The sequence below is a fragment of the Marinomonas algae genome (assembly GCF_047525555.1).
Taxonomy (GTDB): Bacteria; Pseudomonadota; Gammaproteobacteria; order Pseudomonadales; family Marinomonadaceae; genus Marinomonas.
The window spans coordinates 1-23,871 of the sequence record NZ_JBLIXK010000005.1; the positions used below are offsets into that span (position 1 = coordinate 1).

Annotated in this window: 21 protein-coding genes and 1 rRNA gene; 13 read left to right on the top strand and 9 right to left on the bottom strand. The window is 44.6% G+C overall.

The window, feature by feature from the left end:
• The first annotated feature begins 6 nt into the window (after positions 1 to 6).
• From rrf to ehuA, 5 genes are all read left to right on the top strand, one after another.
• Positions 7 to 121 (top strand): 5S ribosomal RNA (gene rrf, locus ACMUMQ_RS08825).
• Between the two features lie 860 nt (positions 122 to 981).
• On the top strand, positions 982 to 1,830 hold the full coding sequence (ehuB, locus tag ACMUMQ_RS08830; protein ID WP_414681624.1) for an ectoine/hydroxyectoine ABC transporter substrate-binding protein EhuB: 849 nt from the start codon (positions 982 to 984) through the stop codon (positions 1,828 to 1,830).
• Positions 1,831 to 1,846: 16 nt separating this feature from the next.
• Positions 1,847 to 2,506 (top strand): ectoine/hydroxyectoine ABC transporter permease subunit EhuC, encoded by a 660-nt coding sequence (ehuC, locus tag ACMUMQ_RS08835; protein WP_414681625.1) that lies wholly within the window; start codon positions 1,847 to 1,849, stop codon positions 2,504 to 2,506.
• Positions 2,506 to 3,183, top strand: coding sequence for an ectoine/hydroxyectoine ABC transporter permease subunit EhuD (ehuD, locus tag ACMUMQ_RS08840; protein WP_414681626.1), 678 nt, complete (start codon positions 2,506 to 2,508; stop codon positions 3,181 to 3,183). Before ehuC ends, ehuD begins: the two co-directional genes overlap by 1 nt.
• Positions 3,180 to 3,950 carry an ectoine/hydroxyectoine ABC transporter ATP-binding protein EhuA gene (ehuA, locus tag ACMUMQ_RS08845; RefSeq protein ID WP_414681627.1) on the top strand — a complete coding sequence of 257 codons (771 nt, stop codon included), beginning with the start codon at positions 3,180 to 3,182 and terminating at the stop codon, positions 3,948 to 3,950. Before ehuD ends, ehuA begins: the two co-directional genes overlap by 4 nt.
• Positions 3,951 to 4,049: 99 nt before the next feature.
• Here ehuA and ACMUMQ_RS08850 read toward each other — a convergent pair whose 3' ends face one another.
• Complete coding sequence (locus ACMUMQ_RS08850) at positions 4,050 to 5,009, bottom strand: class 1 fructose-bisphosphatase (RefSeq protein ID WP_414681628.1); 960 nt, start codon at positions 5,007 to 5,009, stop codon at positions 4,050 to 4,052.
• 147 nt (positions 5,010 to 5,156) lie between these two features.
• Here ACMUMQ_RS08850 and ACMUMQ_RS08855 point away from each other — a divergent pair, with 147 nt between their 5' ends.
• On the top strand, positions 5,157 to 6,125 hold the full coding sequence (locus tag ACMUMQ_RS08855; protein ID WP_414681629.1) for a zinc transporter ZntB: 969 nt from the start codon (positions 5,157 to 5,159) through the stop codon (positions 6,123 to 6,125).
• A gap of 59 nt (positions 6,126 to 6,184) precedes the next feature.
• On the opposite strand, the gene rpiA is transcribed toward ACMUMQ_RS08855, so the two are convergent.
• Positions 6,185 to 6,856 carry a ribose-5-phosphate isomerase RpiA gene (rpiA, locus tag ACMUMQ_RS08860; protein WP_414681630.1) on the bottom strand — a complete coding sequence of 224 codons (672 nt, stop codon included), beginning with the start codon at positions 6,854 to 6,856 and terminating at the stop codon, positions 6,185 to 6,187.
• Between the two features lie 281 nt (positions 6,857 to 7,137).
• Here rpiA and ilvA point away from each other — a divergent pair, with 281 nt between their 5' ends.
• The 4 genes from ilvA (at position 7,138) to ACMUMQ_RS08880 (ending at position 12,545) form a co-directional block, all read left to right on the top strand.
• Entirely contained in the window at positions 7,138 to 8,643 is a 1,506-nt protein-coding gene (gene ilvA, locus ACMUMQ_RS08865) for a threonine ammonia-lyase, biosynthetic (protein ID WP_414681631.1), read from the top strand.
• A 136-nt stretch (positions 8,644 to 8,779) separates the two neighbouring features.
• Entirely contained in the window at positions 8,780 to 10,513 is a 1,734-nt protein-coding gene (argS, locus tag ACMUMQ_RS08870; RefSeq protein ID WP_414681632.1) for an arginine--tRNA ligase, read from the top strand.
• A gap of 126 nt (positions 10,514 to 10,639) precedes the next feature.
• Complete coding sequence (locus tag ACMUMQ_RS08875) at positions 10,640 to 11,626, top strand: type I asparaginase (protein ID WP_414681633.1); 987 nt, start codon at positions 10,640 to 10,642, stop codon at positions 11,624 to 11,626.
• A 52-nt stretch (positions 11,627 to 11,678) separates the two neighbouring features.
• Positions 11,679 to 12,545 carry a DMT family transporter gene (locus tag ACMUMQ_RS08880; protein WP_414681634.1) on the top strand — a complete coding sequence of 289 codons (867 nt, stop codon included), beginning with the start codon at positions 11,679 to 11,681 and terminating at the stop codon, positions 12,543 to 12,545.
• On the opposite strand, the gene ACMUMQ_RS08885 is transcribed toward ACMUMQ_RS08880, so the two are convergent.
• From ACMUMQ_RS08885 to ACMUMQ_RS08910, 6 genes are all read right to left on the bottom strand, one after another.
• A complete protein-coding gene (locus tag ACMUMQ_RS08885) occupies positions 12,538 to 13,164 on the bottom strand; it encodes a ubiquinone biosynthesis accessory factor UbiJ (protein WP_414681635.1) in 627 nt (208 codons plus the stop codon). The genes ACMUMQ_RS08880 and ACMUMQ_RS08885 overlap by 8 nt on opposite strands.
• A 32-nt stretch (positions 13,165 to 13,196) precedes the next feature.
• Complete coding sequence (locus ACMUMQ_RS08890) at positions 13,197 to 13,580, bottom strand: gamma-butyrobetaine hydroxylase family protein (protein ID WP_317005913.1); 384 nt, start codon at positions 13,578 to 13,580, stop codon at positions 13,197 to 13,199.
• Positions 13,581 to 13,589: 9 nt separating this feature from the next.
• Positions 13,590 to 14,912 carry an ATP-dependent protease ATPase subunit HslU gene (gene hslU, locus ACMUMQ_RS08895; RefSeq protein ID WP_414681636.1) on the bottom strand — a complete coding sequence of 441 codons (1,323 nt, stop codon included), beginning with the start codon at positions 14,910 to 14,912 and terminating at the stop codon, positions 13,590 to 13,592.
• Between the two features lie 55 nt (positions 14,913 to 14,967).
• Entirely contained in the window at positions 14,968 to 15,519 is a 552-nt protein-coding gene (hslV, locus tag ACMUMQ_RS08900; protein WP_317005346.1) for an ATP-dependent protease subunit HslV, read from the bottom strand.
• Between the two features lie 111 nt (positions 15,520 to 15,630).
• Complete coding sequence (locus ACMUMQ_RS08905; protein ID WP_414681637.1) at positions 15,631 to 16,236, bottom strand: SPOR domain-containing protein; 606 nt, start codon at positions 16,234 to 16,236, stop codon at positions 15,631 to 15,633.
• Between the two features lie 67 nt (positions 16,237 to 16,303).
• A complete protein-coding gene (locus ACMUMQ_RS08910) occupies positions 16,304 to 18,535 on the bottom strand; it encodes a primosomal protein N' (protein WP_414681638.1) in 2,232 nt (743 codons plus the stop codon).
• A gap of 255 nt (positions 18,536 to 18,790) precedes the next feature.
• Between ACMUMQ_RS08910 and rpmE the strand changes: the two genes are divergently transcribed.
• From rpmE to ACMUMQ_RS08925, 3 genes are all read left to right on the top strand, one after another.
• Complete coding sequence (gene rpmE, locus ACMUMQ_RS08915; protein WP_414681639.1) at positions 18,791 to 19,006, top strand: 50S ribosomal protein L31; 216 nt, start codon at positions 18,791 to 18,793, stop codon at positions 19,004 to 19,006.
• Positions 19,007 to 19,014: 8 nt separating this feature from the next.
• Positions 19,015 to 19,788, top strand: coding sequence for a thermonuclease family protein (locus ACMUMQ_RS08920; protein ID WP_414681640.1), 774 nt, complete (start codon positions 19,015 to 19,017; stop codon positions 19,786 to 19,788).
• Positions 19,789 to 19,971: 183 nt separating this feature from the next.
• The gene (locus ACMUMQ_RS08925; RefSeq protein ID WP_414681641.1) at positions 19,972 to 21,240 is read left to right on the top strand and encodes a malic enzyme-like NAD(P)-binding protein; all 1,269 of its coding nucleotides are present in this window, start codon (positions 19,972 to 19,974) and stop codon (positions 21,238 to 21,240) included.
• Positions 21,241 to 21,329: 89 nt separating this feature from the next.
• Here the strand turns inward: ACMUMQ_RS08925 and ACMUMQ_RS08930 are convergent, their stop codons facing one another.
• Complete coding sequence (locus ACMUMQ_RS08930; RefSeq protein WP_414681642.1) at positions 21,330 to 23,774, bottom strand: penicillin-binding protein 1A; 2,445 nt, start codon at positions 23,772 to 23,774, stop codon at positions 21,330 to 21,332.
• Positions 23,775 to 23,871 lie beyond the last annotated feature (97 nt).

The window sequence follows — 23,871 nt, forward strand, 5'->3', positions numbered from 1 at the left end:
GAATTGCTTGACGATCATAGAGGCGTTGAACCACCTGATCCCATCCCGAACTCAGAAGTGAAAAGCGCCATCGCCGATGGTAGTGTGGGAGATCCCATGTGAGAGTAGGTCGTCGTCAAGCTTCTAATTAAGAGAGCCCTGATAGCTAAGCTGTCGGGGCTTTTTTTCGTCTGTAGGAAATGGAAGGTCTGATTTGGAACAGAGATAGAAATGGATTAAAAAGGCGTTGAACCACCTGATCCCATCCCGAACTCAGAAGTGACTCTTTATCCGCCGCAGGCGCTCGCCATCGCTGAAGGTAGTGTGCAGACACGTATGTGAGAGCAGGTTGTCCCGCAAAGGGGATAAGCATCGTTAAGCTTATATTTAAGAGCAGCCCGTTCTGCTAACGCAGAGCGGGCTTTTTCGTTTTGGCTCATTTGGAAATGGAAAGTCTGATTTAGAAACAAGAGCGTCTTAGTGGTCATTTACTTGCGCTTGTTTCGTACCTCAACGCGTCTGCGTAAATGACCACGAAGACACTCTACTACCACGCTGCCTTGTGATTCGATGCGTCTGTGTAAATGGTAACTAAGGCGCTCTACTACTTCGCTTTTCTCCTCCTTCTAGGTATCTGCATTTAATGAAAAGCTACACCTTCTCATTTTTTGGGTGTTTCAACTAAGAGGTTAAATCGCTCTTTTTAAGCTTTGCTATTTTTCCTCATATACCCTTCTGTGAATATGGCTTTTATTGTGGCTGATGCTTCTTTTGAGTGATTTTATACTCAGTTTTAGGGTTAGGGTGCGCTGATATTTAGCTGTTGACTTGAGGGCTTGTATTAAATCTGAGAGGAGATAGGGTTTTGTATCTAGAGTAATTGATAACAGCTAAAATATTTAGATGACTAATGTTTAGTTGAATAACTATTTTCTTTTGTATAAGGTAAATAAGGATTTATTAGGACTTTAATCTATTATTACACACTGCAAGAGGCTTTTTATGTGCTTTTCTATAAGAAATAAAGTTATATCTCTAACTATATTTTTCTTTTCTATTTTTAATGTTTCAGCTTATGCCGATACTTTGTCTGATATCAAAGCAAGCGGTAAGGTAACCATTGGGGTTGCGAATGAAGTTCCTTACGGTTACACGACTTCAGATGGTAAACCTGCAGGCGAAGCACCAAGTATCGCGGTACATCTCCTAAACGAAATGGGGGTTACTGACGTTGAGGTTGTTGTCACCGAGTTCGGTTCTTTAATTCCAGGGTTGCGAGCAGGTCGATTTGATGTGATCGCAGCTGGTATGTACGTTACTCCACAGAGATGTCGCCAAGTTCTATTTTCAAATCCTACTTATAGCATTGGGGAAGGCTTCTTAGTTAAAAACGGGAATCCAGAATCTTTAAATGGCTATGGTGATATTCAAGAAAAAGACGTGAAGTTAGGCGTTATGTCTGGTGCGGTTGAATATGGCTATGCTCGTGAGTTTGGTATTGATATGAGTAAAGTGGTCACTCTGCCGGACTATCCATCTGGTGTAGCGGCGCTTAAGTCTGGTCGTATTGATGCTTTAGCTGGAACAAGCTTAACAATGGCGACGCTTGCGTCTAAAGATTCTAATGTGGAATTGGCCCAGCCTTTTGATGCTTTGATCATCAAAGGTGAATCAGTTAAAGGTTATGGTGCTTTTGGCTTCCGCCCAGGTGATGAAACCTTGCGTGATGCATTCAATGCTAAATTAGATGGCTTTATCGGTTCTGATAGTCATTTAGCGATGGTTGAGCCATATGGCTTTGGTAAGCATACGCTACCTAAAGGCATGACTGCTGCGAAGCTTTGTCAGTAATACGAGGAAGCAAAGCATGGAATTTGGAGAGATAGTCTCCGTTTTATTGGGTGGCGCAGTTGTGACGTTGAAAATCGTTGCGATGGCGTTGCCATTAGCTGCCATTATGGCATTTATTTTCGGGATAGCCCGCTTATATGGCGGGTTTCCTATTAAACAACTGGCGATTTTTTACATAGAGTTTTTCCGTGGAACATCGGCTTTAATTCAATTGTATTGGATGTATTTTGTTCTGCCGTTATTCGGGTTATCTATTGATGCGATGACTGCTGGTGTGATTGCCTTGGGTTTAAATATCGGCGCTTATGGTACTGAGGTAGTACGCGGTGCGATTCAGTCTTTACCTAAAGGGCAATATGAAGCGGCCGTCGCTTTAAACTTTACTCCAACTCAAAGGCTTTGGCGTATCATGTTGCCTCAAGCCTTGGTGAATATGATTCCCCCTTTTGGCAATTTAGCCATTGAATTAGTGAAAGCAACATCCTTGGTGTCGTTAATTACGATTGCTGATTTGACCTTCAAGGCAAAATCTTTAGCGGATATGACGCTGCAAGTTGGTGAGATCTTCGGTGTGGTTTTGGTGCTGTACTTTGTTATGGCGCAGGTGTTGTCATTATTTTTCCGTCTTCTTGAGAAAAAGCTCAGTAAGGGTTTAGGCCGAGGTGGGATTCAATAATGGTCGCACTAGACTGGGATTGGGCATTTACCTGGATGACTTTGCCGATGCTGCTGTCTGCCGCGAAGGTTACCTTGTTAGCGACTTTATTAGGCAGTGTTTTAGCGATTTTCTTTGGTTTAGCTTTTGCGCTATTACGCCGAAACAATCACAAAAGCATACGTCTGACGAGCTATTGGGTTGTCGAGTTTATTCGCAGTACGCCCTTATTGGTCCAGATATTCTTTCTTTATTACGTGATGCCTGAATTTGGTGTCAGCATGTCGCCGCTTGCGACGGGTGTGTTTGCTCTTGGGTTGCATTATGGCGCTTATTTATCGGAAGTATTTCGTAGTGGCATAGAAGGCATTGATAAAGGTCAATGGGAAGCGTCTCGTGCCTTGAACCTAAGCCGGTTTGATACTTATCGAGATGTTATTTTGCCTCAAGCCATCCGTCCAATGATACCTGCTACGGGTAATTACATTATCGCGATGTTCAAGGAAACGCCTCAACTTTCCGCAATTACCTTATTAGAAATGTTGCAGGTAGCCAAGATTATTGGTTCGGAAAATTTCCGTTATTTAGAGCCTTTTACCATGGTCGGAATTTTGTATTTAATTTTTAGTTTGGTGGCGGCTTATGGCATCCATCTTATGGAGAAGCGCTTTCCCAGAGAAGGAATCAATTTACAATGAAGAAGCCAATTATCGAATTTAAAAATGTTGAAAAGCGTTTTGGTGATACTCAAATTTTTAAGCAATTTAATTTCTCAGTGGAAGAAAATGAGATTGTTTCTATCATCGGCCCAAGCGGCTCAGGCAAAAGTACTTTACTCAGAATCTTGATGACTCTTGAAGGGATCGATGGCGGTTATATTAATGTCGCTGATGAGTCTCTTTGGCATATGCCATGGCAAGGAAGCTATGTGCCAGCTTCTAATAAGCATTTGCATAAAATGCGAGATCATCTTGGGATGGTGTTTCAGCATTTTAACTTGTTTCCTCATATGACAGTGAAGCGAAACATCACAGAAGCACCGATGCGAGTAAAAGGTATTTCTCGGCAAGAGGCAGAAAAAAGTGCGGAAGAATTACTGGAGCTAGTTGGTTTATCGGATAAAGCGGACAGTTACCCAAACGACTTGTCAGGCGGACAGAAGCAGCGGGTTGGTATTGCTAGAGCGCTTGCCATGCGACCGTCTATATTATTGTTGGATGAGATTACCTCTGCGCTCGATCCCGAGTTGGTGGATGAAGTGCTGGATGTGATTCGTAACCTCGCAAAAGAGCAGCGTTTCACCATGTTGCTGGTGACTCATGAAATGTACTTTGCAAGGGAAGTGAGTGACAGAGTCTGCTTCTTTGATGAAGGTCGTATTGTGGAAGAAGGAAAGCCCGAAGACATATTTACCAAGCCTCAGGAAGAGCGGACTAAAGCGTTTTTGAATGCTTACTTGAGTTAATGTATTTCTACTTGTTCAGAAAAACAAAAGGAGCCCTTGTCTAGGCTCCTTTTTTATTTATCCACACTAAATGTAAAATCATTCAATGCTTTTTAAGTGTTAATAACTTAAGCACTTATCCACTTCGTTTGCTGCGCCAAGAATGACGGCGACACGTTGGTGAATCGCTTCTGGTTGTATGTCTAAAATACGTTGTGTGTGTGTATGAGCTTTACCGCCGGCTTGTTCGAGTAACATTGCCATTGGATTCGCTTCGTACATTAGGCGCAGTTTGCCGGCTTTAGAAGGATCTTTATTATCCCAAGGGTAAATAAAGACACCTCCGCGACAAAGAATACGATGTACATCGCCAACCATGGCAGCTACCCAGCGCATGTTGAAGTCTTTTCCGCGAGCGCCGTCTTTACCTTTAACTAAGTCATTAACGTAGCTTTGCATGTTCTCAGACCAGAAGCGTTGGTTTGACATGTTGATCGCGAATTCTTTTGTTTCTTCAGCTACTTGGATGTTTTCATGAGTAAGTACGAACACGTTTTTGGTCGGGTCAAAGGTGAACATGTTGACGCCATCGCCCGTTGTCAGCACCAGCATGGTTGATGGGCCGTAAAGTACGTAACCTGCAGCAACTTGTTCTTTACCTGGAATTAAAAAGTCCGCTTCTGTTGCTGGCTTATCACCTGTTTGGCGGTAAATCGAAAAGATAGTACCTACCATGGCGTTGATATCGATATTTGAGGAACCATCCAATGGATCAAAAGCGATAAAATATTCGCCATCAGTGTTCGCAGGAACGATGTAATCTTCTTCTTCTGATGCGATGGCTCTTACCGCAGGGCAAGCTGCTAGCGCGTCTTTCAACATATCATTAGAAATGACATCCAGCTTCTTTTGTTCTTCACCCTGAACATTTTCATTGCCAGCCATGCCCAGTATTCCCGCCAAAGAACCTTGTTTTAGCGCATCTGAAATCGCTATACAGGTATCAGTTGTAACGGTTAAAACGGTTTGTAATGCTTGCGGTGTAGAGCTCGATGCTAAAACATCTGATAGGTTTTGCATGGTCTGGCATTTCCTTATTATTTAGGGTTTTAGAAATTATGCCATTCTAGAAACAGAGTGTCAGCCAAGCTGTCTATTTAGCACTAAAATAAATAGGGAAAGTTGGGATTTTCCGCTAATCTACGCGAACTATTGAGAGGGAAAGATATGTCTGCGTTTGTCGTATATAACTTAGAGCTTGACGGTCAGGGCGGTGCGACAGCATTAGCCGACTCTGATTTGCCAAAATCCTTACCAGACCATGGTTGCCGCTGGGTACATTTGGATGGTTTAGGGGAAGAAGGCCGAGAGTGGTTATCCACTTTGGAAGGTGTGCCTGAAACCGTTATTGAAGCCTTGTTTGCAGAAGAAACTCGACCACGAACTATTAGAATGGGCAAAGGTTTATTGTTGACGTTGCGAGGCGTTAATTTGAACCCTGAATCCAATCCATCAGACATGGTGTCTTTGCGCCTTTGGGTGACTGCGAATTTTATTATTTCAACGCGTCGCCGGAAACTGTTGTCGGTTCGAGATGTGGTTCAAGACCTTGAAAATAACGAAGGGCCAACGAGTACCGCTGATATTGTGGCGACTTTAACCGAAACGCTGACGGGGCGTATGGCATCTGTTATTACCAATTTGGAAGACGAACTGTCGGATTTAGAAGAAAGTATCAGTGAACAAATTGAAGCAGGGCAGCGAGACTTGTTGATGAAGCGTCGCCTTGAGATTATTCGTTTGCGACGTTTTCTTGTGCCGCAAAAAGAGGCCATTCACAAGCTTTCTCAGGAATCTCAAACTTGGATGACTACAGACCAAATTGCTCAGGTGCAAGAAGCGGCCAACGACATCACGCGCTATGTAGAAGGGCTTGAGTCTTTGCGTGAACGCTGTCTCTTGATGCAGGAGGAGTTCGCCAACCTTCAAGCGGAGAAGATGAACGCTCGAATGTATGTGCTTTCTATTTTGTCTGGGATCTTTATGCCGTTGGGATTTTTAACGGGATTGTTTGGGATCAACATTGCCGGTATGCCTGGAACAGACAGCGATCTGGCATTTTGGGTGTTTTGTGCTGTATTGGTTGTGTTAGGCGGTGGTCAGTTTTTGCTTATGAGAAAGAGCCGTTGGTTCTAACTTTGTCATTGATAAACCAAGGCTTTGCTCCAAAAGAGCAAGCCTTGGTTTGAGCGTTATTATCTTTTCAGTGTTTTCACACCTTCTTTGGTCGCAAGCAATAAAATATCAGCAGGACGCTTTGCGAAAAGACCATTCGTAACAACACCAACAATTCCGTCAATGCTTTGCTCTAGTTTTGTTGGATCAAGGATGTCCAAGTTGTAGACGTCAAGAATATGATTGCCATTGTCTGTCACAACGCCTTCTCGGTAGACTGGGTCGCCACCAAGTTTAACTAGTTCTCTTGCAACATGACCGCGAGCTATTGGGATGATTTCCACTGGCAAAGGGAAGTCACCTAATACCTTGACCAATTTTGACTCATCGGCAATACAAACGAACTCTTCACTGCAAGCTGCCACGATTTTCTCACGAGTTAAAGCTGCGCCACCGCCTTTGATAAGGTGTAAGTGGTCATTGGTTTCGTCGGCACCATCGACATACACTCGAATAGCATTAACACTGTTCAAATCGTAAACAGGAATGCCGTGTTTTTTAAGGCGTTCCGCAGAGGCTTCAGAGCTTGCCACTGTGCCATCAAAATCAAGTTTGTGCTTTGCCAATTCATCAATAAACAAATTCGCAGTCGAGCCTGTACCAACACCAACAATAGTGTCTGATTCCAGCATAGGAAGTATGTAATCTACAGCGGCTTTGGCGACCGCTTGCTTTAGTTCGTCTTGAGTCATGGTGTTCAGCCTTTAGTTATTGTTTGGCATTGCTTGCTTTAAGACAAAATTGCCTCTGATAGGGAAGCTATTATAGGCGCTTCATTTTGTGATTGTTACCCTGTTTGGTCATGTATTCCTGCACTTTTGCTTGGCTTTCCGTGGAACGGCCTTTGCGTGAAGAGGGTCGAAAGAGTATATTTCATGTTCGGTTTTTTTTGACTTGCCAAGTCCGTATTTCTATCGCAATAAATGCCAGATAAAAAGAGTACGGACGGCTTACATTTCGTTTAGGAAGCACTATGCCCCATTCCATGATTAAAAAGATTCTACAGGCGCGCGTGTATGACGTTGCCGTAGAAACACCACTGTCTCGCGCCAATCAATTATCGAATCGATTAGGCAACGAGATTATTTTGAAGCGAGAAGATTTACAGCCAGTTTTCTCGTTCAAGATTCGTGGGGCATACAACAAAATTTGTCAGTTAACGCCAGAAGAACGAGCAAAAGGTGTGATCGCTGCATCAGCGGGAAATCACGCCCAAGGTTTGGCTTTGGCCGCGAAAAAGCTTGGCATTCAAGCGACGATTGTTATGCCAGCAACCACACCAGAAGTGAAGGTTAGCGCTGTTCGTAACCATGGTGCAGAGGTTGTGTTATTTGGTGATGCTTTTGATGAAGCGTCTGCTAAGTCTCGTGAAATCATGGCGGAAACCGGTCAAGTTTATGTTCACCCGTTTGATGACTTAGACACCATCGCAGGCCAAGGCACGATCGGCATGGAAATCCTTCATCAACACGAAGGAAAAATTGACGCGATTTTTGTTCCTGTTGGCGGCGGTGGTTTAATCGCAGGCGTAGCGGCTTACATCAAATATTTACGTCCAGAAATTAAGATCATTGGTGTCGAGCCAGTCGATGCTGCTTGTCTAAAAGTGGCTTTGGAAAAAGGTGAACCAACACGTTTGGCACAAGTAGGTATTTTCGCAGAAGGCGTTGCCGTAGCGGAAATAGGTCAAAACACCTTTAACATCGCAAAAGACACTGTCGATGAAGTTATTACGGTAACAACCGATGAAATGTGTGCGGCGATTAAAGACATTTACGATGACACCCGTGCCATTACAGAACCGGCTGGCGCTTGTGCATTAGCGGGTCTGAAAAAATACATTGAACGTGAAGGGGCAAAAGGTCAGACATTGATTGCCATCAATAGTGGCGCGAACGTTAACTTTGACCGCCTTCGCCATGTGTCCGAACGTGCAGAATTAGGCGAAAAACGAGAAGCCATTATCGCAGTGAAAATCCCAGAAACACCAGGCAGCTTTAAAGATTTTTGTCAGGCTTTGGTGGGGCGTAGCATTACTGAGTTTAATTACCGTTATGGTGATGACAGACAAGCCGTGATCTTTGTTGGTGTTGCTTTGGGCGGCAGCCCTCATAGTCGTCAAGAATTATTGGATGATCTGAAAGACTATGAAATCACGGATTTAACCGATGATGAAACAGCAAAAGTTCATGTTCGTCACATGATTGGCGGGCATTTGCGCAGCGATAAAGGCGAGTTGCTTTACAGCTTTGAGTTCCCAGAACGTCCAGGTGCTTTGTTGAAGTTCCTGAATATGTTGGGTGGACAGTGGAATATTTCCATGTTCCATTACCGAAACCATGGTGATGCTTATGGTCGAGTTTTGGTTGGCCTACAAGCCGTGGGTGAAGAAACTGACGTAACCCATTATTTGGATGAACTGGGTTACCCTTATCAAGACGAAAATAACAATGACGCCTGCAAGCTGTTCTTTCGCTAAAAGCGTGAAAATCAGGTATTATTAGCGCCATTATTTTATTAAATTCAGCCCTTTGATTGCACAAGTAGTCAAAGGGCTGTGTGATTTTAGTGTGTTGTTATGAAGGCAACACTCACACTGTTTAAAGGTTTCTTTAGTGAATATTCAAACTCTTCTTAATCAACGTATTCAAGCTGCAATGGTGGCTGCTGGCGCATCGGACACGGCTTCAGCTTTAGTTCGTCAATCGGCAAAAGTACAATTTGGCGATTACCAAGCAAATGGCATCATGGGCGCAGCGAAAGCTTTGAAAATGAACCCACGAGAATTTGCTCAAGCGACTTTGGAAAAGCTGGACTTATCAGACATCGCCGATAAGGTCGAAATTGCTGGCCCTGGTTTTATCAATATATTTTTGAAAAACACTTGGTTGGGTAAAGAGCTTGCTGAGCTGCGTAAGAGTGAACGTCTTGATGTGAGCGAAGTGGCTTCTCCTGAGACTGTGGTTGTTGATTATTCTTCGCCAAACCTTGCGAAAGAAATGCACGTTGGTCACTTACGTTCTACCGTCATTGGTGATGCGGTTGTACGTACTCTGGAATTTCTTGGGCACAGTGTTGTTCGTCAAAATCACGTAGGTGATTGGGGAACTCAGTTCGGTATGTTGTTGGCTTACATGGAGCGTTTACGCTCTGAGTCGGCTGAAATTAGCATGGTTTTATCGGATCTTGAAACCTTCTACCGCGCTGCAAAGAACTGTTTTGATGAAGATGAAGTCTTCGCTGCTCGCGCTCGTGAATTAGTGGTTGCATTGCAATCTGGCGACGAAGAATGTTTGGCGCTTTGGGACGAGTTTATCGACATCTCGTTGAACCATTGTGAAGAAACTTACCGCGCGTTGGGTGTTTCTTTGGAGCGTCAGCATGTGATGCCAGAAAGTGCTTATAACGATGATCTACAAAACGTCGTGAACGAACTAACTGAGCAAGGTTTGTTGCAAGAATCAAACGGTGCACAGTGTGTTTTCATGGAAGAGTTTGCCAATAAAGAAGGCGAGATCACGCCAATTATCGTGCAAAAAACCGGTGGTGGATTCTTGTACGCCACAACAGATTTAGCAGCGGTTCGCTTCCGTCAACATACATTAGGCGCTGACCGTGTTTTGTATTTTGTGGACGCTCGTCAGTCTTTGCACTTTCAACAGATTTTCACTTTGTCTCGCAAAGCGGGCTTTGTTAAACCAGAAACGCAATTGGAGCACATGCCGTTCGGAACCGTAATGGGCTCTGATGGTAAGCCATTTAAAACTCGTTCTGGTGGTGTTGCCAAACTGTCTGATTTGCTAGAAGAAGCTCAAGAACGCGCCTACAAACTGGTGGCGTCGAAGAATGCTGACATGAGTGAAGAAGAGTTGCGTAACATTGGTCGCGTTGTGGGAATTGCGTCTGTTAAATACGCGGACCTGTCGAAAAACCGTACCAGTGATTATGCGTTCAACTGGGATACTATGCTGAGCTTTGAAGGCAATACAGCGCCTTACCTGTTGTACGCTTATTCACGTGTGGCAAGTATCGTGAAACGCTCTGAAATCGATGTGGCTAACCTAACGGGTGATATTTCGATTGTTGAAGATCAGGAACGCGCTTTGGCGGTTAAACTATGCCAATTTGAAGAAGCCATTCAACAGGTTGCTAATGACGGTATGCCGCATTTCTTATGTGCTTATCTATACGATTTGGCTGGCACCTTCATGACGTTCTATGAAGCTTGCCCAATCTTGAATGCAGAAGAAGATGTGAAACTTAGTCGTCTTCAATTAGCTTTGAATACAGCGTCAACATTGAAGTTAGGTTTATCATTGCTAGGCATTGAAACGCTAGAACGTATGTAATGTGTGTTTTATAGATGAATAATAAAAAGGCGCTTTTTCTCTTTGATAAGCGCCTTTTTTAGTCATAATGCAGCATCACTTAACCTGTGGTTGAAAATAGACACAAAGAACTAGGAAGAGAAATAGATGAAAATTTACATCGCTTACACAGGCGGAACCATCGGCATGACACCATCAGAAAATGGTTTGATACCAGATGCCGCGTTTGCTGATCATCTTTCTAAGCAGCTAGCAGAAGCGAGCGAATTGACTCATGATTTTGTAATAGAGAGTTACGCAGAGTTAATTGATTCTTCAAATGCCACGCCAAAAGATTGGGCAATGATTGCTCGTGATGTTGAGAGTAAATGGCAGGAATACGACGCTTTTATCGTATTGCATGGTACAGATACCATGGCTTACACAGCGGCTGCTTTATCTTTCATGTTTGCGAATAGTGATAAACCAATCGTAGTTACTGGCTCACAGGTTCCTATGTTCAAGGCACGCACAGACGCGATGATAAATGTGTTGGGTGCTATCTCTGCTTGTGAAGCTTCAGAAGAGGAAAACGCAGCGAAGGGAGTGTCTTTATTCTTTGGTGGCCGTTTGATCCAAGGTGATCGAGCACACAAAGCACACACCAGCGATTGGCAAGCATTTAGCTCTCCAAATTGCTTGGAGCGCGGAGTTTTAGGAATTGATTGGCGTTGGCAAGAAAGCCCACAGAAAATATCTTCCATAACTGTTCAGATTCCAGATATGGCGGAAGATGCAGTGACGATTCTGCCTGTTTTTCCTGGCGTACAAGCTGAGCATTGGCAGGGTCTATTAAACGAGAATGTAAAAGGTGCCGTGTTATTAAGTTACGGTGCAGGCAATGCGCCTGATAAAAATGCCGATCTACTGTCGCTCCTAAAAACAGCAACGGATCGTGGCGTGGTGGTTGTTAACGTTAGTCAATGTGGTGCTGGCAATGTTGTGGCAGGCGCTTATGCGGCTGGCTCCGCTCTGGTTGCTGCTGGCGTTACGTCAGGTCGAGACATGACGTATGAAGCGGCGTTTGCCAAATTACACTTTTTGATTGGCTTAGGGTTTAGTAGCCGAGAAATTCGTGGGATTTTTGATCGTTAAATCATATTAGCGACTGAGGTCGTTTATTCAGCCAAGGTAAAAGGGAAGTAACATGGCATTTCTGTATGTGCTCTTAGTACTCATTTGGTCGATGGGTTTTATTACGGGAAAATTTATCGTTGGCCTGATTGATCCAAATGTGTATCTCAGCATTCGTTTTTTGTGCGCAGGTTTATTATTTGCCGCAATCGCTTTAGTGCTGCGCCGCCCTTTTCCTAAGTGGAAGGAGCTACCCAAGCATATTGTTGCTGGCTGCTTAATGAATGGACTCTATCTTGGTTTGGCTTATGTGGCGATTGCCAAAGGGCTTCCGGCTGGAATCATGGCGTTAATTGGCGCATTACAGCCTGCTTTAGTGACACTGTTGGCGTTTTTGTTAATTAAAGAAAAGACCTCGCTCAAAGGCATTATTGGAATATTCATCGGAATGTTTGGTTTGGTTCTCGTGGTGAGTCCTGCTTTGGGTCTCGACATGGGAAATAGCGGCGTATCATTACTGACTTTGATATTGGGGTGCAGTGCAATATTGGTTCTGTCTCTCGGCGTCACGTACCAAAAGACCTCCATTTCCTCGTCTGATATTTTTAGCTCTTTAGCGATACAAAACCTTGCAGGCAGTTTGGTTTCCCTTGGCTTTGTATTCTTCCTTGGGGAACGTTTGTTCGTCATGCAGTGGGAATCTTTCGTGCTGGTTGCGTGGGGGATTTTCGTCTTGTCAGGCGGTGGGGTTTTCTTAATGGTTTTACTGCTAAGAAAGAGCAGGAGAGCATCTCAAGTCTCGGCTATGTTGTTACTTGCGCCACCTTTAGCCGCAGTAGAGAGCTATTTTTTGTTTAGTGAGTCTATGACCACCATTCAGATTGTTGGTTTTATCATAACCATTGCAGGCGTTTATTTGAGTCTGGCGAAAGCTAATTAGATAGCTTTTTTTCTGCCATTCTCAATTTGGCTTCAAAGCGATCAAGCTGAGTGCCAAATTTCTCCAAGTTGTCGATATGGTGTTCGACTTCGATTTTACTTGGTAGAAGCTGGCTGTCGGTTTGTAGGTGATGAACAAGCTGCATGCGTGCTGCTGTGGTGAATTCTTTGCTCCAAGACCATTTGGCGCGTAGTAATCGAGCCAAAGCGGAGGCAGGTAAGTCGCCGATGTAATCTGCGAGTAACCCTTCCCAGTCGAATTCAAAGTTTTCCATGACTTTATGCAATGTCATCAAGGCTTGTGCGTTACCTTGAATACGCAAGTCACCATCAAAGAATCCATCACCTTCAAGCAACTTTCGGTAAGCTGAACTTGGGCCTTGTACTAGCGTGTCTAGTTTTGGATCAAGCTCCACTTCGTCCATGCTTTCTGGGCGGTGCAGCATGACGCCTTCTTCTAAAATATGAATTTGTAGGATGAAGGAAAAGTCTTCGATATACAGAAAAACCTGTTGCCCTGCTAACTTAGCCAAACGATCTTGAGAAGGCGCGTCTTGTTTCAAGGCAAGATTGATAGCACTTTCAATGGCGCTGATGGCTGACAAGCTAAGTGAACCCATGAGGCTTTCCTGATAATGGTTGAGATCAGCGGTTAAAGCTGATGAATTTGGATAACGGAAGTTTCTCGCTTCTGACCTTCTTTTTCAAGACGATCTAGATACATTTGCCAGAGTTCATCATGGTTTTTACCTAGGTTGTAAAGGTATTCCCACGTATAAAGTCCAGTGTCGTGCCCATCATCAAAGGAGATTTTTAGAGCATAATTGCCGGCACCTTCGATGTTGTTCACTCTCACGTCTTTTTTGCCGAATTGTAGAATGGGCATTTGCAAACCGTGTCCACGTACTTCTGCGGATGGTGAATGCACACGAAGGTATTCGGCGCTGAGGCGAAAACTTTGACCGTCAGAAAAGGTCAACGCCAACTCACGAGACTGTTTGTGATAATGAATGTGTGTTGGCGTTGGTGTGGCCATCATAGCGTCCTATAGGATGTATTGGCTTAGGTCTTCGTTTTCAGCAATTTCACCGAGTTGCTCATCTACATAAGCCGCGGTGATATCAACTGTTTGATCATCTGGCATGTCGCTGGCGGAGTAAGATACTTCTTCTAACAAGCGCTCTAGCACTGTATGCAAACGACGTGCACCGATGTTTTCTGTTTTCTCATTCACTTGGAACGCGATTTCTGCGATACGGTGAATGCCTTCTTCGGTGAAGTTTAGGTTGATGTTTTCAGTCTTTGCCAAGGCAACATATTGCTTAGTCAAAGAAGCGTTTGGCTCAACCAAGATGCGTTTGAAGTCTTCAACGGTTAATGCGTCTAACTCAACACGAATAGGTAAGCGGCCTTGCAGTTCAGGAATCAAATCCGATGGTTTAGACAGGTGGAAAGCACCAGAAGCAATAAACAAAATGTGGTCGGTTTTCACCATGCCGTATTTAGTGCTAACCGTACAACCTTCAACCAAAGGCAATAGGTCGCGCTGAACACCTTCACGGGAAACTTCACCGCTTGAACGCTCAGAGCTTTTTGCTACTTTGTCGATTTCGTCTAAGAAGACAATGCCGTTTTGCTCAACTGCTTCAACTGCGCGGGCTTTCAATTCTTCTTCATTGACTAGCTTAGCGGCTTCTTCGTCACGAACTTGGCGCAAAGCGTCTTTGACTTTCATCTTACGCTTTTTCTTTTTGTCCGAACCAAAGCTAGAGAACATATTTTGCAACTGGCTAGTCATTTCTTCCATGCCAGGCGGTGTCATGATTTCTACGCCAATTGGTGCATCTGATACATCGATATCGATTTCTTTGTCGTCTAATTGGCCTTCGCGTAATTTTTTACGGAAAGTTTGACGAGTGCTGTTGTTCTCTAATTCTGGATCACCGCCGCGAGCTGGTGGCAGTAGCACATCGAGAATACGATCTTCCGCCGCGTCTTCTGCTTTATGGCGTAGTTTCGCTGTTTCTTGCTCACGAAGCATTTTTATCGCCATTTCCACTAGATCGCGAATGATGGATTCAACATCACGGCCAACGTAACCCACTTCGGTGAACTTAGTTGCTTCGATCTTGATGAAAGGCGCGTTTGACAGCTTCGCCAAACGGCGAGCGATTTCTGTTTTACCTACACCAGTTGGCCCAATCATTAGAATGTTTTTTGGGGTTACTTCTGCACGCATGTCTTCAGGTAATTGCATGCGACGCCAGCGGTTACGCAAAGCAACGGCAACGGCGCGTTTAGCTTTTTGCTGGCCAATAATATGGTTGTCTAGGGCGTTAACCGTCTCTCTTGGGGTCATACTGCTCATGATTCAGTCTCTTCTATATTCTTGAGTGATGTAATCTGCAAGGTTATCAGCAATGTTAAGCCGATTTATCTTCAAGCTGCGGATCGATCGTAATTTCTTCAACTGTTAGGTTGTGGTTTGTGAAAACACAAATGTCGGCTGCAATGGCTAGGCTTTTTTCGACAATGTCTTTGGCGGTTAAGTCAGTGTTGTCAATCAAAGCTCGTGCTGCGGCTTCTGCGTAATTACCACCAGAACCAATGGCTAACGCGCCGTGTTGAGGCTCTACAACATCGCCTGTGCCTGTGATAATTAAGGTGCTTTCTTTGTTCGCAACAATTAGCATGGCTTCGAGTTTGCGTAATGCTCTGTCTGAACGCCAGTCTTTCGCAAGATCAACCGCTGCGCGAACAAGATGGCCTTGGTGCTTTTCAAGCTGGCCTTCAAATCGTTCGAAAAGAGTGAAAGCATCGGCTGTGCCGCCTGCGAATCCGGCAATGACTTCACCGCGGTATAAACGACGAACTTTACGTGCGTTGCCTTTCATCACAGTGTTGCCTAAAGATACTTGTCCATCGCCGCCTACGACGACTTGGTTGCCTTTACGTACAGTAAGAATTGTTGTCATGGTCTACTCCAGTTTCGATACTAACAAAGTGGGGGCGAGCCAAAGAATTTCAAGGAAAGGCTTGCACACAGTTATGGTTTTCATTTTCTGTGTGCAATCTAGAGACAGATATTACTCTCTGTTGATGCGATAAGAGTAAGGGGAGATTTCCATCGACGCGAGTTTGTCTTCTGCTCGGTTCATTTTTGAGCGAGACAAATATGGCCCAAGGACGACTCGATACCAAGGTTGCTGATTCTCACCTATGGTTTTACGAATGTCGGTTTCAACCAATCCCGCTAAGATTAATCGTGCGCGCATTCGGTCTGCATCTTCTGGATTACGGAAGGACGCAGCTTGTAGCATGTAATAGAAATCTTGCTCGCCACGAGGTGTAGATTGGTACGCATCTACGTGACTGGTATCGACTTCGCTGTTTTGCAGTATTTGATAAAACTCAAAGGTGTCTTTTTTAGGTGCTGCTGCCGTTTCTTCTTTCTTCACTGGTGCTTTTGTTACTGGTGCTGGTTTTGGCGCAACTTTTACTTTTTCAACAGGTTTAGGCTGAGGTTTGACTTGGTTGAGTTGCGTCAATCCGTAGATGAAAAGAGCAAGAATCGCTGGAACCAGAAGCCATAACCACCAAGGTGTGTTGCGCTTTGGTGGCGGTGTAGAACGGCGTGTTGCGCCTTTTTTAGGGCGACTGCCTTTTGCTGCAATTTGAATGGGGTTCAACATAGTTTAGGCTTTTGATTTTTTCATAAGTTGGGACACTGAGTGTAATGCGCACATTATGCTTGCTCGATCAGTAAGTTTCCAGTGGATCTACGTCGATTGCGAAACGAATTTTATGCTGACGAGTGGATTGCTCAAGCCAGTTACTCATTAATTGTACAGCATGGTGCAAAGGGGCTCGATGGGACGCTTTAAGAGAGATAAGCGCTCTATGTTGTCCTGCTTTGCGGACAATGATGGCAGCATACGGACCAACAAGATACACATCTTTCGATAAGTAAGGTTCTAGGTCGTTTCTCATGGCGGCGAGAAGTTGCATCGCCTCTTGCTCGTTAGCGGATTCGGCTCGAATGATGACTTGATGATAGAAGGGCGGCAAAGACAAAGATTTGCGTTCGGCTAATCCATCAATGGCGAAATGCTCGTAGCCGAGGTTGCACAAACATTCTATCGCTGCATGATCTGGATGGTAGGTTTGCAGCAAAACATGCCCTGGTTTTTTGGCTCGTCCTGCTCGTCCTGCAACTTGAGTAATAAGCTGTGCCGTTCGCTCCATGCCACGAAAGTCTGAAGAGAAAAGACCGGCATCTGCGTCCATGATGATCACTAAAGTAACATTCGGAAAATGATGACCTTTGGCGAGCATTTGTGTGCCAATTAAAATGGCTTGGTCATGTTCGTGGATTTTTTGCGTCAATTTTGCCATTGCTGATTTGCGCTGAGTGCTGTCTCTGTCTATGCGCAAAATAGGCGTGTCTTTAAACAAGGTATGCAGCTGAGTTTCTATTTGCTCTGTGCCCTCGCCGACAGTAAAAAGCTCTTCTGACTGACACTCAGGGCAAGTGTGCAGTAATGCTTTTTGCGTATCGCAATGATGGCAATGAAGTTTGTTGGCTCGTTTGTGAACCGTTAGGTTTACATCGCAATGATCGCAGGCGGCAATCCAACCACATTGATGACACATAAGCGTCGGAGCGTAGCCTCGGCGGTTCAGGAAGATAAGCACTTGCTCTTTGCGCTCTAAGCAGAGCTTCATGCTGGCAAGGGCTTGTTCACTAAAACCATGAATAAGGCTTTTGCCCCGCAGATCCACTCTTTCCATTTCGGGAATGTGAGCGTTTCCGGCGCGTTGACGTAATTTTATCCAAGAGAACTTTTTCTGCAGAGCATTGGTTAAGCTTTCGTAGGATGGCGTGGCCGACGCTAATAAGACGGGAATGTCCAGAGACTGAGCTCGCTTGATCGCCAGATCTCGAGCATGATAACGAAAGCCTTCGTGTTGTTTGTAGGAAGAGTCGTGTTCTTCGTCTATTACGATCAGGCCAAGATTTGGAGCTGGAATAAAAGCGGCGGATCGTGTGCCGATAATGATTTTCGCATGACCATTGGCGGCTAATAGCCAAGCATCCAAGCGCTCTCTATCGCTCATGTTGGAATGCATTAAAACGATGTCAGTATTGAAGCGAACTTCAAAGCGTTTGAGTGTCTGGGGTGTGAGGCCGATCTCCGGAACCATTACGAGAATTTGTTTGCCTTCTTTTATCAGACGTTCCATAAGGCGCAGAAACACTTCGGTTTTACCGCTTCCTGTCACGCCATCCAATAGTGAAACATGGAAGTGATGGCGAGAGTCTAATAATTCCTCTGTTGCGAGCGCTTGTTCTGGATTGAGTGTTGGTGGCACTTGCGTCTGGTGTGAATGCTTTTCACCGCTTTTATTAAAGGAGCGAGGTTCTCGGCGTAATAAGCCTTTTTCTTCCAGACTTTTTCCTGCCGCAGGTGCAAGGTCGAGAACAGAAGCTGCATGCTGACTGAGACCATTTGGATGTTGTTGTACAGCGCGCAGAAAATCTTGCTGGCGAGGTGCTCGGCTTAATTGTTCTAGTGGAAAGTTTTGTCCTTCCGGTGTGGTTAGCCACCAATTTTCTGTACGAAATTCGGCGTTTTCACCTTTGCGTAAAAGCACTGGTAAAGCATGGAAAATGACATCGCCAATAGGGTGATGATAATAACGGGCGGCCCACTCACACAACGCCATTAATTCTGTAGTGATAACAGGGCTTTCATCATGTAAAGAGGTAAGAGGTTTGACTTGTTCTGGGTCCCAATCACTGGTTTCACTCAGGGCGACAATAACGCCAAGACGGCTGCTTTTCCCGAACGGCACCTTGATGCGCATCCCAGGTTTTAGCTCATGCCGAAGGGCGATGGCTTTTGGTACCTTATAATCAAATAAAGTGCGCATTGGGACAGGTAAAGCCACTTTAATGAAAGGATAAGGAGTTAGGAGCGCCTCTTGCATGCGTTAGGTTAAGCCTTGTTTAGTCAGGTGTTTCAGTGAAGAATCAAGTGTACGCTAGAGTGGTGGTTGGGTGCGAGAGGCAATTTTATTAATAAAGCGCAATAAAAAGGTTGCTGATTATGTCATTGCCCCCTAAAATACGCCGCTTGGTACCACTGTACAATGTCTGTACAACGAATCGTGCGGTGCTTGACGAGGCGAAAGCCCAGTAACATTTCGATCAAGTGGCGGCACACCAACTATAAGGTAAATACTATGAAACAAGATATCCATCCGAATTACTCTGCACTTACTGCAACTTGTACTTGCGGTAACACGTTGAACCTAAACTCAACTGCAGGCAAAGACATGCACATCGACGTATGCAGCAAATGTCACCCATTCTACACAGGCCAACAAAAAATGTTGGACACTGGTGGTCGTGTTGATCGCTTTAACAAGCGTTTCGGAGCACGTCGTACTACTAAGTAATTGGTGGCATGAAAGTGATCTTATTAAAAAAGCGTCAAGTTTTCTTGGCGCTTTTTTTGTTTTTGTCCTTTGCTGTATTGGCAGAAGAAAGCTGTACCGCAGTCGGACCGCTTGAAAAAGCAAAAATCAAAAGAATTGTAGATGGCGATACACTGCATTTAGAAGATGGCCGAAAAGTCCGCTTTGTTGGTCTTAATACGCCAGAGCTTGATCACAAAAATGGTCGTCATGATCTGTACGCTGAAGAAGCGACGGATTTCCTTCGTTCTCTTCTTGATCAATTCGTGTATATTCAAACGTCAAAAAGTGGTCGAGACCGTTACGGTCGTTACCTGTATTATCTTTTTGATGAAAATGGCGTGTCATTGACGAGCCAACTATTGGCGGAAGGATTGGGTTATCGTATTGCCGTTCCGCCAGATTTAGAATATCAATCGTGCTTCCAGCAAGCAGAAGAGCTTGCGCGACAGTCTGAAAAAAGGCTGTGGAAGCACTCCTTGCAGTGGCAGCCAAAAGCTGGCTTTGCAATCTCTCGTGTTACCATCACTTCCGTTACTCGAAACCGTGGCGGCTGGTGGTTAGAAACCGGTCAAGACTTGGTGATTAACCTACCGCCTAATGCTATGGACTATTGGCTTGCCCAGAAAGTGTTTTATCTTGAAGGGAAAGAAGTAGAAGTTCGAGGCTGGCAACATCAACGTAAGAACCGCAATACTGAATTTAAGTCTTGGGTACTTTCCGTTAGGCACCCTAACGATTTGCAGTTGATTGAACAGCGCTAGCAATTAAATTCGCCTAATCGAGGCCTTTGTCGCTTTAAACTATTAATCAGATAGATTATGCTCGACATTCACAAATATAATGTACCACCTTTTAATCTTATGACTTCTGTAGTATCGGATTATCAGCAAGGTACTATGTGGCCAACACAATACTAATAACACCAAACAGACGGAAACATCATAATGGCAGAAGATATTATGCAAGCAGCACTGGATTACCATGAAAATCCAGTTCCAGGTAAATTGAGCGTTACTATTACTAAACCAACGGCTACCGCTCGTGACCTTTCTTTAGCTTATAGCCCAGGTGTTGCTGAACCTTGTCGTGAAATCGCAAAAGACCCAGAAAATGCTTACCGATACACAGGTAAAGGCAATCTGGTTGCTGTTATTTCTGATGGTTCTGCGATTCTTGGTTTAGGCAACTTAGGCCCATTGGCCAGTAAGCCAGTTATGGAAGGTAAAGGCCTGTTGTTTAAGCGCTTTGCTGGCATTAACTCTGTTGATGTGGAAGTAGAATCTGAAAGCCCACAAGCTTTTATCGATACAGTCGCTCGTATTGCGAATACATACGGCGGCATTAATTTAGAAGACATTAAAGCACCAGAATGTTTTGAAATTGAACGCCAATTGATTGAACGTTGTTCTATTCCTGTTTTCCATGACGATCAACATGGTACAGCGATCGTAACGGCTGCAGGCCTTCTTAATGCGCTTGAATTACAAGGCAAAGATATCACGACTGCGAAGATCGTTTGTTTAGGTGCAGGTGCAGCGGCAACGGCTTGTATGAAGCTGATTATCGCTTGTGGTGCTCAGCGTGAGAACATTTTTGTTCTTGACCGTAAAGGCGTGATTCATTCTGGTCGTGATGATTTAAACCAGTTTAAAGCCATGTTTGCGATCGATACAGACAAACGTACATTGGATGATGCCATTGATGGCGCTGATGTGTTCATCGGTGTATCTGGTCCAGATTTATTCTCTGCTGAGCAGCTTAGTAAAATGGCGGCGAACCCAATTGTATTTGCTTGCTCGAACCCAGACCCAGAAATTAATCCGGAATTGGCTCGTGCAACTCGTGATGATTTGATTATGGCGACAGGCCGTTCTGATTACCCTAACCAAGTAAACAACGTACTTGGCTTCCCTTTCATCTTCCGTGGTGCATTAGACGTTCGTGCGACTAAGATTAACGAAGAAATGAAAGTGGCTGCGGTTCATGCATTGAAAGATCTTGCGAAAGAAGCGGCACCTGCAGATGTTGTTGAAGCCTATGGCGGTGCAGCATTAAGCTTTGGTAAAGAATACATCTTGCCAAAACCAATGGATGCTCGCTTGCTGACAGCTGTGTCTGCAGCGGTTGCAAAGGCGGCAGTCGACTCTGGTGTGGCTACGCTTCCATACCCAGATTTTTATCCTCTGGAAAATCTTGATCACTTTGGTGCTTAAGTAAAATACGCCATATAAAAAAAGCGATATCTGATTCAGATATCGCTTTTTTTTGGACTGTATTCCGCCCTGAAATACGAGAGAGCTTTTTAGAATAGGTTTTCTAAGGCGTTGTCTTCTTGCTGCTCTTCCTCAGATTCATTGCTCACATTGTTGTTAAAGGCTGGCAGATTGATGTCTCGTTCAGGTGGCACATTGCCTTGTCTGAAGATTTCAAAAATGGCATCTGATTGACCTGGCAAAGCGCGTTCACCTGTTTTTGGGTCAATGCGAACGGTGACCAAAGATGAGGGCTTGGTGACAAATGACGATTGCGTGCCGTTCAACGCATAGCGCATATAATCTATCCAGGGGGGGAGAGAAACCGATCCACCCCATTCGCCTCGTCCCAATGGTGAAGAGTTATCAAAGCCACTCCATACCGAAGTAACTATGTCGCCATTGAAGCCAGAAAACCAAGCATCACGGCCATCATTGGTGGTACCTGTTTTGCCTGCAATATCATCACGTTTTAGCACCAATGCACGACGTCCAGTACCATACTTAATAACATCGCGCATCATGTCGTAAATGATGTAGTTCACTTCAGGGTCAAGAACTTGCGGTGCAATCGGTAAACTGCGAATGCCGTTAGGCGTATCGAATAACCCCATTTGAGGTTCGTCATCACTCGTTTTTTCGAGCGCAGTACAAGTGGTACAAACAGTAACGGGGTTGGCTTGGAATAAGGTCTGGTTGTTTCTATCAATGACTTTATCAATTAAGTAAGGCTGCACTTGATAACCGCCATTCGAGAACACCGCATAGCCAGTCGCAATTTGTAAAGGTGATAAGTTGGCGCTACCTAATGATAACGATAAGTTATGTGGCAGCTCATTTGGATCAAATCCAAAGCGGCGTAAGAAGTTTAGAGTAGGGCGAATACCTAGCTCATCAAGCAAGCGAACCGAAACAATGTTCTGTGAACGATAAAGCGCCTGACGTAATCGCGTTGGTCCATAGAATCGACCGCCATCATTAGTTGGACGCCATGCAGAAGCCAAGTTTGAATCATTAAAAACCACAGGAGCATCGTTAATAATGCTGGCTGCTGTGTAACCGCTGTTCAGTGCGCTCGCATAAACAAAGGGTTTAAAGTTCGATCCAGGTTGGCGTTTGGATTGAGTGATGCGATTGAATTTATTCTCATAGAAATTGAATCCACCGACTAATGCTTGGATCGCACCATCTTTGCTGTTTAATGAAATCAGAGCGGTTTGAACATTTGGTTTCTGAGCCAACATCCAACCAAGCTTATTGTCTGGACGTAAGCGAATGATGTCTCCAGGGACAAGTACATCGCCGACAACTTCTGGTTGAGCGCCTTGAGAGTTTTCGTCAATGTAAGGCTTTGCCCATTTTAGAGCGTCCCAAGGAAGTGTTGTTCGCTCACCGTTAGATAAGCGAACGTCAGCTGTTGTGTCTGTTGTTTCTAGAACCAGTGCCGTCTGCCAGTCTTCAAATCGGCCTATGTCTTGAAGAGCTTGTTCTTGTTCTTCTAATGGCGCTTCAACAAGGTCCACGCGAGTTTCAATAGAACCTCGGTAGCCGTGGCGCATGTCATAATTCAAAACGCCATTGAAAACAGCGGAATTGGCGGCTTTCTGACGGCCTGAATCTATGGTGGTGTAAACCGACATGCCTGTGCTGTAAAGGTCATCACCAAAGGTGTTATAAAGTTCAGCTCGAACCATTTCAGCAATGTAGCCAGCTTCGATATCCGGCGTGACGCCATGATTCTTAGAGGTGATTGGGGCTTCGACTGCAGTTTGGTATTCGGTTTTATCTATCATGCCAAGGGAAAGCATGCGTTGTAGAATCCAGTTTCGACGAATTAAAGCGCGAGATGGATTGACGACAGGGTTGTAGCGAGAAGGGGCTTTCGGCAAGCCTGCAATCATGGCTAGTTGAGCTAAATCTAGCTCAGCAAGGCTTTTGCCATAATAGACTTGAGCAGCGGCTTCAAATCCGTAAGCACGGTTACCAAGATAAATTTTGTTGACGTAAAGCTCGAGTATTTCGTGTTTCGTCAGCTCTTTTTCCATTTTTAAAGAGATGAAGATCTCAGTGAATTTACGAGTGAAGGTTTGCTCGAAAGATAAGAAGTAGTTTCTGGCAACCTGCATGGTGATGGTACTGCCACCGCCTTGCTTTTCCCCCGTTGTGACCAACTGGAAAACAGCTCGTCCCAAGCCCATGATGTCAACGCCTGGGTGGTTGTAAAAATTGGTGTCTTCAGCAGCTAAAATGGCATGTTCTAAGCCTTGTGGAATGTCGGCATATTTTATTGGTGTGCGGCGTTGGTCACCAAATTCACCAATAAGCTGATTGTCTGCGGTATAAATACGTAAAGGGATTTTTAACTCTATGTCTTTCAATTCCTCTACGGTGGGAATGCGGTCCTTCACACTGTGATAAATTCCATAGGTAATTGCTGCAGCGCTAATGGCACCGAAGAGACCTAGAAAAAACAATATTTTGAATGCCTTGCCCATATGAATCCAATGAATGCAGATAAAAATTTAGTATACCTAAAATTCGGGTAAAATTGGCGCTTAACTTTGCACGAATTCGTGTTATCTTGTTAAAAAA